The 15,420-nt window shown below is 40.8% G+C and carries 12 protein-coding genes; 7 read left to right on the top strand and 5 right to left on the bottom strand.

The window, feature by feature from the left end; all coding sequences use genetic code 11:
• The first annotated feature begins 203 nt into the window (after positions 1-203).
• From L2737_RS16700 to L2737_RS16675, 6 genes are all read left to right on the top strand, one after another.
• The gene (locus L2737_RS16700; protein ID WP_102529573.1) at positions 204-542 is read left to right on the top strand and encodes a hypothetical protein; all 339 of its coding nucleotides are present in this window, start codon (positions 204-206) and stop codon (positions 540-542) included.
• Between the two features lie 21 nt (positions 543-563).
• Positions 564-2,093, top strand: coding sequence for a protein adenylyltransferase SelO (locus L2737_RS16695; RefSeq protein WP_248956470.1), 1,530 nt, complete (start codon positions 564-566; stop codon positions 2,091-2,093).
• 131 nt (positions 2,094-2,224) lie between these two features.
• Entirely contained in the window at positions 2,225-2,620 is a 396-nt protein-coding gene (locus tag L2737_RS16690) for a DUF3630 family protein (RefSeq protein WP_248956469.1), read from the top strand.
• Complete coding sequence (locus tag L2737_RS16685; protein WP_229372226.1) at positions 2,617-3,657, top strand: serine/threonine protein kinase; 1,041 nt, start codon at positions 2,617-2,619, stop codon at positions 3,655-3,657. Before L2737_RS16690 ends, L2737_RS16685 begins: the two co-directional genes overlap by 4 nt.
• Before the next feature lie 207 nt (positions 3,658-3,864).
• A complete protein-coding gene (locus L2737_RS16680; RefSeq protein WP_102529569.1) occupies positions 3,865-4,479 on the top strand; it encodes a thiol:disulfide interchange protein DsbA/DsbL in 615 nt (204 codons plus the stop codon).
• Positions 4,480-4,876: 397 nt separating this feature from the next.
• Positions 4,877-5,089, top strand: a complete 213-nt coding sequence (locus L2737_RS16675; protein ID WP_102529568.1) for a DUF1107 family protein — start codon at positions 4,877-4,879, stop codon at positions 5,087-5,089.
• Here L2737_RS16675 and zapB read toward each other — a convergent pair.
• Complete coding sequence (gene zapB, locus L2737_RS16670; protein ID WP_102529567.1) at positions 5,086-5,286, bottom strand: cell division protein ZapB; 201 nt, start codon at positions 5,284-5,286, stop codon at positions 5,086-5,088. The two genes, L2737_RS16675 and zapB, sit on opposite strands and share 4 nt — an antisense overlap.
• Positions 5,287-5,646: 360 nt before the next feature.
• On the opposite strand from zapB, the gene L2737_RS16665 reads away from it, so the two are divergent.
• On the top strand, positions 5,647-6,732 hold the full coding sequence (locus L2737_RS16665; protein ID WP_229372224.1) for a branched-chain amino acid aminotransferase: 1,086 nt from the start codon (positions 5,647-5,649) through the stop codon (positions 6,730-6,732).
• Positions 6,733-6,910: 178 nt separating this feature from the next.
• Here L2737_RS16665 and L2737_RS16660 read toward each other — a convergent pair whose 3' ends face one another.
• The 4 genes from L2737_RS16660 to L2737_RS16645 form a co-directional block, all read right to left on the bottom strand.
• A complete protein-coding gene (locus tag L2737_RS16660) occupies positions 6,911-11,377 on the bottom strand; it encodes an EAL domain-containing protein (RefSeq protein ID WP_248956467.1) in 4,467 nt (1,488 codons plus the stop codon).
• A gap of 385 nt (positions 11,378-11,762) precedes the next feature.
• Positions 11,763-12,695, bottom strand: coding sequence for a 1-acylglycerol-3-phosphate O-acyltransferase, YihG family (gene yihG, locus L2737_RS16655; protein ID WP_102529565.1), 933 nt, complete (start codon positions 12,693-12,695; stop codon positions 11,763-11,765).
• 14 nt (positions 12,696-12,709) lie between these two features.
• On the bottom strand, positions 12,710-13,597 hold the full coding sequence (yihG, locus tag L2737_RS16650) for a 1-acylglycerol-3-phosphate O-acyltransferase, YihG family (protein ID WP_229372219.1): 888 nt from the start codon (positions 13,595-13,597) through the stop codon (positions 12,710-12,712).
• A gap of 162 nt (positions 13,598-13,759) precedes the next feature.
• On the bottom strand, positions 13,760-15,280 hold the full coding sequence (locus tag L2737_RS16645; RefSeq protein ID WP_248956465.1) for a YifB family Mg chelatase-like AAA ATPase: 1,521 nt from the start codon (positions 15,278-15,280) through the stop codon (positions 13,760-13,762).
• Between the last annotated feature and the right edge of the window lie 140 nt (positions 15,281-15,420).

Raw genomic sequence — 15,420 nt, 5'->3', positions numbered from 1 at the left:
TGACTCATTAAATTCATGTTGATGATTATAAAGCGGACTCAGGTTCGCTTTTTTATTGGCAAAAAATACTGATTTGTATAGACAAACCGGACTATGTTGCCATTATAGGGCGCATTTGAATCCCCCATGAGTAATGATGACATCATGGCGGTTATTTGAATCGGGATGGCATATTTATTTAAAGAAAGACTAAAGAGGGTTTTATGAATTCCAAGATACTAATTAAGATAGTTTTTTGTTTGGGTTTAGTCAGTCTGGCAGGGTGTTTACGCACACCTGAATGGACACTATTTTATTATGCAGACGAAGCCCAAAAGCCTCAAAACCCAATAAACACAGATTATATAGCTGGTTATTATGACACCCTTGAACAATGTCAGTTAAAAGGGGACGGCATGTTACGTCTAAGCGGTAAAAGCTATGTTGCAATGGACAATAGCGCCCTTGAAAATGCGACTGCGATTCCAGTCGCCATCGAGAAAGGATATCAATGTGAGCAGCTATGTGAAGTTAATGACGATAATGTCGTTATCTGTAAATAGGCTGCCCTAGGGAAAGGCTTAATGCAGTTTAAACAAGATTTTTTTGAGCAACTAGAAGGGTTTTATTCGCAAGTTTACCCTTTGCCGATCAGTAATCCACACTGGTTAGCATGGAGTGATGATGCAGCAAAACTCATCGGGTTATCAGAGCCTAATGATGAGCTGCTAATGCAGTTGTCAGCGAATCATGCCGTGCCCGGTGCCAGTTATTATGCCCAGGTTTATAGTGGTCATCAGTTTGGTGGCTATTCTCCTCGTTTAGGTGATGGTCGTTCAATTATTCTTGGAGAAGCATTCACAACCAAGCCAACAGGTGAACATAGCCTTGCTTGGGATGTGGCACTAAAAGGTGCAGGGCCAACACCATACTCCCGTCATGGTGATGGTAGAGCAGTAATGCGTTCGGCGGTGCGAGAGTTTTTAGCCTCAGAAGCATTGGCGGCGCTGTCGGTGCCGACAACTCGGGCTCTCGCCGTTATCGGTTCAGATTTACCTGTATGGCGAGAGTCGCAAGAAACCGCAGCGATTACAGTTAGATTAGCTAAAACTCATATTCGATTTGGTCATTTTGAGTATTTTTGCCATAGCAATGAAGGTGGTAAGGATAAATTAATCAAGCTGCTTAACTTTACCATTGCTCAGCATTACCCGCATTTATCTCAGGACTATCAAGGTTACAAAGCCTGGTTTACTCAAGTTGTTAAAGATACAGCGGTGTTAATTGGACATTGGCAAGCCGTTGGTTTTGCTCATGGGGTGCTGAATACCGACAATATGTCGATTCTTGGTGACAGTTTTGACTTTGGTCCGTTTGCTTTTTTAGACACCTTTAAAGAAGACTTTATTTGCAACCACTCTGATCCGGAAGGGCGTTATGCCTTTGGCCAGCAGCCTGGTATTGGCCTTTGGAATCTGCAGCGTTTGGCGCAAGCATTAACCCCGGTGATAGAATCCGATGACCTCGTTGCAGCGCTTAATACTTATCAAGCGGAATTAGTGCAGCAATATTTATTACTGATGCGGGCTAAAATGGGTCTTGGACTCGGTGATTTAGCTGTAAACACAGTGGATAAAAGTACATCGAAATTAGCAGAGTTACAGGCAGCACAAAATAAAGCTGATTTAGACTTTATTGGCCGATTTTGCGCGGTTATGCAACATAATATGTTGGACTATACCCATACTTTTCGTGCACTTGGTCAGCTAGATATTGGGTGTAATAATCCTAATATTGCTGATGACATTATTGACCGACCTCAATTTGATACTTGGTTTAAAGATTACCAACAACGCGTTGTTGCAGGTAATAATGGCAAGATGGTCGAGATAGCCGCATGGCAAACAGACCGAAATAGCGTTAATCCAAAGTACATTTTACGAAATTATTTAGCTCAAGAGGCCATTGTGGCGGTCGAAGAAGGTGATAATAGTAAGCTCGTTGAGCTGCATCAATTACTGACAACCCCTTATGCAGAGCATACAGATAAACAACATTATGCTGAGCGACCTCCGCAATGGGGACAAGGTTTAATCATGTCTTGCAGTAGTTAATTATCATTACTTGTATAATAGTTAGTTATCGTTATTTGTATAATGGTTACGGTATTGATAGTCATTAGTCGCCAATGGGCGCATGTAAATCAGCCCAATAAATCAGTTTACCAGCACACTTAAGGAAGATTATGAACTCAGGTTCATTTGAGAAAAAAGCGCCAAATTCAGTGGCAATTAAAAATGCCCAATTAGATGACGAAGCATTGAGTATCTTGATCTCTGCCAATATTGATTTTGAACGGTTCGAGGCGTTTGCTGACCCTTTAGCTTTGGCGTTAGATTGTGAGGTGCGTGAGCGCCAATGGGGCGCAGACCGCCACCAATGGCTACTAAATTTTGAAGGTAGTCAGCTATGGCTAAACTATGAGTTTTACGGTGATATTTGTTGGATATCCACAGAGACCCAAGCTGATTTGGAAGTGCTAGAGTATCTAATGACTTTGCTCGTGCCGCTGATAACGTCTCCGAATTCATCAATATGTACAGCACAAGATGCATCAAATAAGGCAAAGGACGATTTATGAGTAATCGCATAGAAGAGTCAGTCCCGCAGGTCACACTCACGCCAAACCAGCAGGATGCATCGTTTCATTACCAGGCGCTTACCCCTGATTTAATCCTCGATGCGATTGAAAGCCTTGGTGTATTCCCTGAAACCGGTTTGTTAGCGCTCAATAGTTACGAAAACCGTGTTTACCAGTTTCGATGTGATCGCGGTAATCGTTATGTGGTGAAGTTCTATCGTCCACATCGTTGGAGTGAGGCGCAAATTCAAGAAGAACATGATTATGCATTAGCGCTGGCTGCAGAAGATATCCCTATCGCTGTGCCATCAATCATTAATGGCAAAACATTGCACCATTATCAAGGTTATAAATTTACTTTGTTTCCGTCTATTGGTGGCCGTGCATTTGAAGTCGATAATTTAGATCAACTTGAATCTGTCGGACGTTTTATTGGCCGCATTCATCAATATGCGAGTAAGCAGCCTTTTCAATATCGAGAGCCACTTTCAAGCAAAATACTGGGAGATGATGCGCTGGCCTTTTTACAAGATTCTGGACAAGTTTCAGAAGGGATTAGCCAACAATTTTTTACTGTTGCTGAACAAGTACTGGATAAAGCCAAGGGCATTATTTCAGCCCATTCGTTTCCTACGATTCGTCTGCATGGGGATCTTCATGCCAGTAATATTTTGTGGACCCCAGATGGTCCAGGTTTTGTTGATTTAGATGATGCGCGCCAAGGTCCTGCTGTGCAAGATATTTGGATGATGCTGACAGGTGACCGACAGCAACGCTTATTACAGTTAGATGTGTTACTGGAAGGCTATCAGGAATTTTATGATTTTGACCAACGTGAGCTTAAGCTCGTTGAGCCTTTGCGCGCCTTAAGAATGCTGCATTACAACGCTTGGCTAACTAAAAGATGGCAAGATCCTGCATTTCCAATGAACTTTCCGTGGTTTGGTGATATCAAATACTGGGAACAACAAACGTTGGCATTTAAAGAGCAGTTAGCTGCGTTAGATGAAGCCCCTTTGAGTTTGATGGGATATTAGGCTTCTAAGATTCAATTGTAGATTGTTACAAATGATCTTGATAAGGTCTTGAGATACGAAGATAACCTACATTATGATACGGTTTAAGAAATTATAAATTTAGCTATGCATATTGGCTATATCGCTAATGGCATAAAACAGATGGCAAGTTTTAAATATTTTATTGTAAACAATATATTTTAAAGATTGCACACTAAAGGAAGCAAAATGAAAAAAGCACTATTAATGGCAGCAGCACTACTTTTAGCCCCAATGGCTGCAACTGCTGCAGATTATAAAGAAGGTGTGCATTACACCGTGATTAACGAAGGCCCAGCAACATCTAAGCCTGAAATCACCGAGTTTTTCTCATTCTTCTGTGGTCACTGTTATAACTTTTCAAAAACAGTGGTACCAAAAATTGAATCTACTTTGCCAGAAGGTGTGACATTCAACCAAGCGCACGTTGAGTTTATTGGCCGTGAAATGGGTACTGAAATGTCACGTGCATTTGCTATTGCTCATCAGTTAAACGTTGAAAAGAAAATTGAACATGCCATTTTCGTTGCGATTCATGACACCAAACAACGTTTCACCAGCCTAAAAGACATCCGTATGCTATTTATCGCCAACGGTGTTGATGGTAAAGATTTCGATGCGGCTGCAAATTCATTTATGGTGAATGCACAAATGTCTAAAATGAAGCGTGACACTGAGAATGCTAAATTATCAGGTGTACCAGCGTTAGTCGTTAACGGTAAATACCGTGTTGAGACGGGTTCAATCAAGTCTTACGATGAGTTATTAGAGATTGCTTACTACTTAACGTCTAAAGATAAGTAGTCGGTATTTTATTGGCGCGTTAATCGTCGATAACCAGCTAACGAAAGGAGCCTATAACGGCTCCTTTTTTATTGAGGCATTATTCATGAAGAGTGTGTAATGTGCTGAAAAAAAGCAAAAAAAAACCGTAGGTTTTAAAAATAGGATTTTAAAACGATACGGTGATGAGCCAATTGGCTCTTTATTTACCCTGAGTAACGTGGTTACTCTATCAAAGCGTCAAAAAAATGGCAAGCGTCATTTTTGTGTTGTTTTTAAATATCGATGATTTAATGGAAATAGTGTGGGTTATTTCATAGAAATTTAGATAAAAAATGTTTAATTTAATGAAACTCTGAAGGGCTTTATACTGTCCAATATAAGCCAATAAAGATAACAACCAAGCTTAGGAGTTCTCATGAGACGTTTCCCGGTTTATGCACCAAAGCTCATTGTAAAACACGCTAGAATTTTTGTGACAGGAGTGATTTGGGTTAAAGATTTAGGTTGTATTGAATTTAATCGTGGCCGTTTTGTTATGCCGAAAAAAAGCCTGCCAAAAGTGAAGCAGGCTGTTTCAGAACTTAATGAGCTACTTGCAGCTCAGCACCATGAAGCAAGTGCCGTTTAGCTTTCGCTGTTAAGCAAACCAACAAGACCGTTTACTTTGTCGTTCCATGAGTTTAGGTCTTGTTGCAGTTGTTGATTAGACTCAGTCAACTGAACATTCTTTTGCTTCTCTTCTTCAAGCTCCATTTTTAGTAGCTCAGCATTTTCAAGAGTAGCCTGGATTTTGGCTTCCAGTTGGGACAATAATTCAAGGCTCATATCGGGAGTCCTAATAGTTTCTGGATGGAATGCTGATTCTAGCAGTGACTGGGGTTTAAGGAATAGACAAATCTGTTAAGTGGTTAAAAAAAGTACCACTTTTACTACTATTTTCTAAGCTTTTATCATCCACTGGTTTATTTGCCCTGTTTTTTGTATTCAGACTGCAACAATTTACTTTTGTTGGGGGATTGTTCAGGGAAACCTTTTTAGCGTTATTCAATTTATTCCCTGTCTTTAATACGATATTGATTATTGTGCACTTCAATTGACGGTTAAATTTACTCCACATTGTCCATTTGCTTGACATTGCAACTGATGATTCATAGTCTGCAATCTCTGTTTTCAAGGTGGTATCAAATGGACATCAAATATAATTTAAAATCGTCACGCCGTACTGAGCAATTTCAACCTGAAGGTAATGTTGGCTTTGGTAATCTCAGAACTGATCATATGTTTTTAATGGACTATCGAGATGGCCAATGGTGCGACCCTCGCATCGAACCGTATGCTCCTTTTGAAATTGCCCCTGGTGCAATTTCACTGCATTACGGACAATCAATTTTTGAAGGCGCTAAAGCCTTTATGCATGACGATGGTGAAATCTATACTTTTAGATTAAATAAAAATGCCGAACGCTTAAACACCTCTGCAGACATCTTATGTATTCCTAACCTTGATGAAGATAAACAACTTGAAGCAATTAATGCATTAATCGATGTGGACCGTTTATGGTTCCCGATGCAAGACGGTGCATGTTTATATATTCGTCCATTTATTTTTGCAACAGAAGATAGATTGTCGGTTAGCCCGAGCTTGAATTTCACCTTCTGTGTCATTTTAAGCCCAAGTGGTGCTTATTATGCCGATGGCGTGAGCAAAGCGATTCGTTTGCTTATCAGTAAAAAATTCCATCGCGCGGTTTCTGGTGGTACTGGCGCATCTAAAGCCGCAGGTAACTACGCAGCGTCTTTACGTGCAGGCCAAGCGGCAGCCGAGTATGGTGCAGCGCAGGTGTTATACCTTGACGCTAACAACCAGCAGATTGAAGAAGTGGGCGCGATGAACCATTTCCATGTGTTAAAAGACGGTACGGTTGTTATTCCAACCTTCACCGACACGATCCTTAAGTCTATTACGTCTCAATCAATGCTTGAACTTGGGCATATCTTAGGTTGTGAAGTTCGCCAAGAAACGATCATGCTTGATAAGTTCATCGCTGATATTGAAGCGGGTGAAATTGTTGAAGCTGGCGGCTTTGGCACCGCAGCGGTAGTATCGCCTGTAGGATCATATATCTTTGAAGATGGCCGTGTTGTTACTGTTGGTGACGGCGAAGTAGGCCCGAGTATTAAACGTATTTACCAAATTTTCACTGAGTTACAAAATGGCCAACTTGAAGGCCCTGAAGGTTGGGTTAAACGCGTTGAGCGTGTTGCACCATAATTAGTTACAAGGTCATTATTAGCAGAGCTTGAGTCGCGAATAGCTAGCTCTTGGCTTAACAAAAATGCGGCCTCCTTACGTTATATTGATAACGTTATTTAGGAGGTCGTTTTTTATTGTGCGTATTCAAAGACGAATCATGGCAATAGGCACTAATGAATTCTTATCTCATTATGGCTTATTGCTCGCTGACGATATCCGTACTTTTTTCAAGCTTATCTTGCTTTAATTTCTCTAAGCAATCAACAGCTGTTAGCGGCTTACTTAATAGGAAACCCTGCACTTGATCGCAGCCTTCATATTTTAAGAAGTCGAGCTGCTCTTGAGTTTCAACACCTTCAGCGACAACATTGAGCTCTAAACTGTGGGCGAGGGTAATGATTGCGCTGGTAATTGCGGCATCATCGGGATCTTCAATAATATCACGGACGAATTCTCTATCGACTTTAAGGGTATCGATAGGGAAACGTTTTAAATAACTTAAGCTTGAATAGCCAGTACCAAAATCATCAATGGCAATAGTAAGCCCCAAGGCTTTTAACTGTGATAATACTTTCACAGAATCTTGTGGATTACCCATAATCATCGACTCTGTTAGCTCAAGCTCTAAGGCACTTGCTGGTAGGCCAGATACCGCTAATGCCACTTCAATGGTTGAAATAATATCTGCTTTAAGCTGCCTTGCTGATAAGTTCACCGCAACCGAAATATCGTCGAAACCTAATTGATGCCAACTAGCTAGCTGGTTACATGCTTCATCAATTGCCCAGTGACCAATGGCATTAATCATCCCTGTTTCTTCTGCAAGCGGTATAAACTCCACAGGTGAGATAAAGCCTAGAGTCGGACTATTCCAGCGCAGTAGAGCTTCGACACCTAAAATGCGCTTGGTTTTGATATCGTATTTAGGTTGATAGACTAAATAAAGCTCATTATTTTGAATCGCTTCTTTAAGCCCTGCTTCGAGTTCAACGTGGCGTGTTGCGTATTGGTTTAACTCTTCGGTGTAGAATTGGAAGTTATTACGCCCCAAAGATTTAGCGTGATACATGGCTGTATCGGCATACTTAATTAACGAGGTGCTGTCATCTGCATCATTGGGGAACAGGCTAATCCCAATCGATGGAGACACAGTCATGTTTTTACCATCTAATAAAAAGGGTGCTTTAAAGGCATTAAGTACTTTTTCTGCAATGATGGTGGCAGCTTTGAGTTTGGCGACACCTTCAAGAATAATGGTAAATTCATCACCACCTAAACGGGCTACAGTATCACCATCGCGAATGGCGTTCTGTAGTCTTGATGCCACGGCTTTTAATAGTAAATCACCCACGTGATGACCCATAGAGTCATTGATATGTTTAAAGCGGTCTAAATCAAGGAATAGCAGCGCCACAATCGACTTAGAACGATGTGCTTTGGTGATTGCTTGATTTAATCTGTCCTGGAATAGGGTTCGGTTTGGTAAACCCGTTAACGGATCAAAGTTAGCTAAAATCCGTAGATCTTCTTCGGCTTTTTTACGCGATGTTATATCGGTGAACACAGCTACAAAGTGACTGGTTTCCCCTTTATTATCGATGACTTGGTTGATTTCAAGCCAAGCGAGAATGCCTTTTTTATCTTTGGTGCGGATGTTAATTTCACCGGCCCAGTGCTTTTTGCGCAGCAGTTGTAATTCAACATTATGGTAAAATTCTCTAGAACGTTTGCCATGAGCCAAATACAAAAAGTGTTTACCTGCAATGGCGTCATGATCAAAGCCTGTGATACGGCTAAACGCAGGATTGACTGTACGAACTCGATAATCTAGTTCACCGACGACTACCGCCTCATTCATACTGTGCAGTACTTGAGTAGACAGTTTAAGCTCGTTCTCGGTTTCTTTTCTGACCGTGATATCTTTATGGGTACCGGCCATTCTGACTGGACGTTCTTGTTGGTCCCACTCAACGACTTTTCCGCGATCAATCAACCAAACCCATTTTCCAGGTTGTTTCTCGACTCGGTATTCTGCTTCAAAAAACTCAATTTCGCCGTCTAAATGCTGATTGAGAATTTTGGCGACTCTGACTTTATCTTCTGGATGGATGTTATTAATCAATGCCTGGGTTTCGTCGCCTAGCATTAATGGCGGAACCATATCGGTGCGATAGACTTTATTTTCGCGAATGTTCCAATCCCACATGCCATCGCCTGAAGCCCAAAGTGCGAGTTTAAGTCGCTCTTCAGAGGCGCGAATACTCATTTCAAACTCACGTTGCTTTTCACGTTTGAGTTGTTTTAAGTAAACGATAAAGGTCAATATCAACATGATGGCAATACCATAGATGACGTAGGCGCCTTTACTGAGATATAAAGGTGGAACAACAGTAAACTTAATACTTAATGGGGTTTGTTGATAGTTGTTGTCTGTTAACGTAAAACGAACTAATAGCTCATAATCTTTAGGTGCAAGATTGGAAAAGGCAATCTCATTGGTTTGATGTAAATCGACCCAGTTGTCATTTTGACCAAGCAGTTTATAGCTAAACTGGTGGAATCCAGGGTAATTAAACTCTAATGCACTGACATCAAACCGAATGATTTTGTCCTCATACGGCATTAATAGCTCTGGGGGAGACATGAGATCATATAATTGATGACGTTCTTCACCAAAGCTATAACTGGTGAGTGCTAACTTGGTATCTGGCCTAATGGCTGGCACATTTTCTGGCATGAACTGGTTTAGGCCGTTAATGCCGCCAAACCATAATTCTCCATCAGGATCTTTAAATTTAACACCACCGTTAAACTCATTGGCCTGTACGCCATCAAATTCATTAAAAGTGGTTAAGTCATGGCCTGCTAGGCGGATCAGTCCTGAATTTGTACTAAGCCATAAGTCGTGATTGTCATCTTCAAGAATGGCATAAATCGTATGCTGTTTTATTTGTTCATTTAGGGCTTGGAAATGGATAGAGCCATCTGCTGTTTCAATAATTTTATCGACACCGCTATGAGTTGCCATCAGAAATTGATCATCACTGGTGACAATAAAATCTCTAATTCTGTTATCACTTAAGGTGGTGTCATCTGCGGGTTGACGCATTTTTAAGGTCAATTGCTGTTGGTCTGGCTTTAAGCGCACTAAGCCCGCCATGGTGCCTATCCATAAGCTGTCATTATGATATTTAAGTGACAGAATCGTTTGTTTATTCGGAGAGTAGTCAGGTTGGAAATCAAACTGATACTGATGTAATACACCTTCACCCGGTAAAACGAAATACAAGCCGTTGTTACTACCTATCCACAGGCGTTGCTGGTCATCTAAGGCTAAACTACGGATATGTAGAGTATTTGGTATTAAATGGTCAAATGCTGGGAGAAAGGTTAATTGCTGGTCAGTGCTTAATCTTGCTAAGCCATGGCTAGTGCCAAACCATAAATTACCATCTTGAGTTTGGGTGATAGCATGAACAGTTAGGCTTAGCTCATTTTCATTAAGGTTGAGCGCTTTAGCAAATAAATCATTGTAGTAATAAAATTGGCCTTGTTGTTCATCAAAGCTCTTAAGGCCAGCGCTTTCAGTTCCTATCCATAAGCGTTGTTGTTTATCTCGAAAAATAGCACGGATCATATTGGCCATTTTCGGCTTTGACGGATGCATTTCGTATATATGATTGAAATAGATTTGATTCAGGTTGAGCTTGTTAATGCCTGAATAACGCGTGCCGAGCCACAGAGTACCATCATGGGCGAGCATGATGCTCTGCAAGTTATTCTCACTAATGGATTTACGGCTGTTAGGGTCATATTTATGGACTCTACTGCGCCATTGATTATCGATGTAATCCAGTTGAGTTAAGCCAGAATTAGCCCCAATTGCCCAAACTTGGCTACTGCTACTAATGACGAAATCTTTTATTTCATTAAATATTGTCGGCTGTTCATTAACCCAGATTGTTGTTTTAGCATGGGTCTCTAAATCGTATCGGATAAGTTTGTTCTCAATGGCTAACCAAACTGAGCCATCAAGTTTGTTATTCTGAATACTGTTTACTCTTAATTCAGACGGGATATCGAGTCGAATAATGGTGTTGCTATCAATAGCAAAAGTGCCGCTTTTTTCTGTGCCAACGAAAATGTATTTATCATCAACATTTGCAACACTGGTAATGTGCGGTTCCACATTATTACTGAGGCTGATTCTGGTTATTTTGTTGGATTTGAGCGATAAAGTGTATAAACCCGTTTTAGTACCGATCCATAAATAGTCACCAATGAGGGTGATTTTTGACACCCGTAAATCCGCTAAGCCCTGTTCGACACCATAATTGGTAAATTGGCCTGTTGTAAGGTCTAAACGGCTTAGCCCTTGGGAGTAGGTAGCAACCCATAAATTATCATCAGCGGACTGCAGTATATCTGTGATGTAATTACCTACGATACTATTCGGGTTGTTGCTGTCATTTAGAAAAACATCAAATTGAATGCCGTTGTAACTGTGCAGACCATCTTGGGTACCCACCCACAGCATGCCGGCTTTATCCATGAATAATTTTGTGACTGAATTTTGGTTCAACTCATTAGAGGCTTCAAACTGTTCAAAAGACAGTAAGTGGTTATCGTTCTGGGGAGTGAAGGCAAAAACGGAAGCCGACATTGAGGTAAATAAAACCCAAATGAACAAGCATGCTCTCAACGTTTTGGATAAAGGTAAATTCAATCTGCACCTATTGTTATGGGTATGAGCATTGATAAAGCATCATGCTGGGCTGCATTTTGTTAGTTTTGGCAAACTCTTTTAACAATGATAGTAAGGCAGTCGCAAAATGGATCATTATCAAGTCAATTGTAAGTACCACGTTAACGGTATTTACAGCCAATAACCTCCATATTACGTAGCTATGTGTTTTATTTCAAATTAGATTTCAGTTTTTGATTCTAGTGAATGTTATAAAATGGCGTAGTGATTAACAATGAGAAGAAGTGAGCCTGTAAAAACGAAAAAACACGCTAATTAGCGTGTTTTAAAATGAGCTTAATGACTACTTTTTGTCTGTTGTATCAGCTATGTACTGTTTGAATATCTCGTCTAGTTGCTGATCTTTTTCTAGCCAAACATTATTGAGCCAGCGCTGAAACTCAACCCGTGTTTCAGCCTGCGAGAAATACACTTCTGAATCTACTACCGGGACAGGTAGTTGCTCAACTCGCACTACAATTCTTTTTACTCGACCAGACATGACTTGATAAAGCACGCCTTCCTTTGCTTTGGCGTCCGCATCTGGATAGGCCAATGTCATATTGAGTAGACCAGTAAATTGCTCGCCCATTGCTGACAGGGTAAAAGCAATCCCGCCAGCTTTAGGGCGCAAAAGATGACGATAAGGTGATTGTTGACGACGATGCTTATCAAGCGTAAAACGGCTGCCTTCTACATAATTAATGATAGATGTAGGTGTGTTTTTAAACTTTTCGCAGGCTTTACGCGTTGTTTCTAAATCTTTGCCTTTTAATTTGGGATTCTTTTTAAGCTTCGCAGGACTAGTACGGTTCATAAATGGCATGCCAAGAGCCCAACAACCTAAGCCTAAAAAGGGCACGAAAATAAGCTCTCTTTTTAAGAAAAACTTCAGCATTGGAATATTGTTTCGCAAGATATAAGTTTGCGCAGCAATATCAAAACCACTGACATGGTTACTGATAAGCAAATACCAACCATTTTGGTCTAACCCATCTAAACCTTGAATGTCCCACTCGACTTTAGCGATTAATGCCAAAATGCCGCCATTACATGTAGCCCAAGCCCACATAAAACGATTCATCAAGCTCAATAGTGCTTTACTAGGTCCTTGAAAAGGGATGAACAATTTAATGATGCCGCCAATACTGATTAAGCCTGCCCATAGAACAGTATTAATAATCAATAAGCAGGTACTAATGAAAAAAATAATTGGACCGGGTAAAAAATTTAGCATGGAGCTAAATACCTCTATTTATTGTTTTCAGCCATTGAGCTGATTTTATTGTCTTTTTCTAACCAGAGTTGATTCAATTGATTTTGAAACTCAATTTTAAACTCTCGGTCTTTACTGTAATCACCGCGCATAGCATCGGGGATATCTGTTACTTGAATATCAACATGCACTTCATCTAGGTCGTTGCAAATATACTCCCAATAAGAAGGTATTTTACCCGGATAGTAAATGGTGACATTAACTAATTTATTAATTTGGCTGCCCATGGCATCAAGCGCAAAAGCCATTCCACCCGCTTTCGGTTTGAGTAGATGCTCAAACGGCGAGCTTTGCTTTTTATGTTTACCAGGATGGAACCGCGTCCCTTCAACAAAATTCATCACACTCACAGGCTTGTGCTTAAATTTTTCACAAGACTTACGGGTGATTTCGGTATCTTTGCCTTTCAGTTTAGGGTTTCTCTTTAACTGCGCTGTTGAATAGCGACGCATAAATGGGAAGTCTAATGCCCACCAAGCTAAACCCAAAATTGGGACATAAATGAGCTGTTGTTTTAAGAAAAACTTTAAAAATGGAATTTTTCTATTAAACACTCGCTGTAAAATTAAGATATCTACCCAAGATTGGTGATTGGCAATCACCATGTACCATTCTTTTTCTGAGAATTGGTTATCACCAGTCAACTTAATCTTCGTTGGATGAAAAATGGCTTCTATAATCCCATTCACACTGATCCAAGCGCTGGCGCAATTATCCAAAATATAGCTGCAAACCTTACGGATGAATATAATTGGCAAGACCTTGAATATACTGAAAATAAGTATAGGTGTTACCCAGAAGATAGTGTTTATGACATAGCAAATAAATGCTACAGATCCTTTAATTTTTGCGAACAGCGGCATCTAGCTCTCCTGTAAATGGAGGCTTATGTTACTCCGTGATAAGCATATCCTCAATCAGCAGAACAATAATATCGCATTTTTTACTAAAAAATTACCTGTCAAATAATCGGTATCGGGCTGAATTATCCGCTTTTTAATAATTTTTATCTCGGCACGGGCTTTTTATTGCTGGCTTAAGCGATTCATCAGACGATCCATTGCGCGATACCCCAGTGCTTGAGCAATATGACGTCGTTCAGTGGTGTTTGATTGTTGCAGATCAGCAATGGTACGAGCGACTCTTTGTATACGATGAAAACTTCGCACAGATAAACCCAGTTGTTGAACACTTTGGTCGAGAAACTCTAAATCAGCCTGACTCATGGATAAATGTTGCTTCAACAAGGCTGGTGATAGCTCACTGTTAAGCATGCCTGCACGGGCAAACTGTCGTTGCCTAGCAAGATTAACGCGCTTGGCAATACTTTCACTGCTCTCAGCTGTTTTTTGCGGTTGAGTCAGTGTGCCTGCAGGAAGTTTCGGTACTTCAATGGTTAAATCAAATCGATCTAAAAACGGGCCTGACAAACGGGATAAATAACGTTGAATTTGATCGGGAGTTGAACGTGCATTTTCAATATCACCACAAGGACTTGGGTTCATGGCTGCAATCAGTTGAAATCGACTCGAAAATTTAACCTTGGCTGCCGCGCGTGAAATAATGACTTCGCCAGATTCCATAGGTTCTCGCAGACAATCGAGTACTTTACGCGGAAACTCGGCTATTTCGTCTAAAAACAATACGCCTCTGTGGGCTAGTGAAATTTCACCTGGTTTAGGAATACTGCCGCCACCGACGAGAGAAATCGATGAACAAGTATGATGTGGTGCGCGAAATGGTCTTTCTAAAAAGGCATTAGGTTTTATGTTAAGCCCTGCAACGGAATGAATAGCTGCCACATCAATCGCTTCTTCGTAGCTGAGCTTAGGTAGTAACGGAATAATACGATTGGCAAGCATACTCTTGCCAGTTCCTGGCGGCCCTAAAAAAAGCGTGTTATGTCCACCTGCAGCGGCGATTTCTAATCCTTGTTTAGCTTGATACTGGCCGATGACTTCACTTAAACACAATTCTGGTCCAGTGCTTACCTCTTCAAACCATTGCGGCTGCTGATCCACTAAAGGCAGTTTAGCTTGGCCATGCATAAAAGATGCAAGGTGTTGTAAATGAGCGACAAAGTGAGTTTGTTGATAACCGACTAATTCAGCCTCTCTGCGGTTTTCTAGGGGGATAAAGAGCTGATGCTGCTGATTTTTAGCGGCAATAATGGCAGGCAAAATCCCAATACAAGGACGCACCTCACCTGACAGGGCTAATTCACCAATGAATTCACTATGGGCTAGCTTATCTGATGGCACTTGACCTGAAGCCGCTAAAATCCCTATTGCAATTGGGAGATCATATCTACCGCCTTGTTTAGGCAAATCTGCAGGGGCAAGGTTAACCGTAATGCGCTGCATTGGAAATTCAAAGCCTGCATTAATCAATGCACTACGAACACGCTCGCGAGCTTCTTTAACTGAGGTTTCAGGTAATCCAACTAAGTTAAATGCTGGTAATCCATTACTTAAATGCACTTCGACAGTGACTTGAGGGGCTTCAACCCCGCAGCAGGCACGGGTGATGACACAGGCAATCGCCATAAACAAATCCTTTTGTTTGCTAATTTTAACTAAAACAATCCATTAATCGCAGTTAAGTGTAGCAGCTAAAATGAAACATAGATTTGCGCAGGCTTTGTGCTAACGGTTTGTGCTAAAGAATTGCACTTCACAATATAAGA

Origin of the sequence: Shewanella electrodiphila, from assembly GCF_023283985.1 — a bacterium.
GTDB lineage: Bacteria > Pseudomonadota > Gammaproteobacteria > Enterobacterales > Shewanellaceae > Shewanella > Shewanella electrodiphila.
Note: the sequence above shows the minus strand (reverse complement) of the source record. Positions and strands in the feature narration are given on the sequence as shown.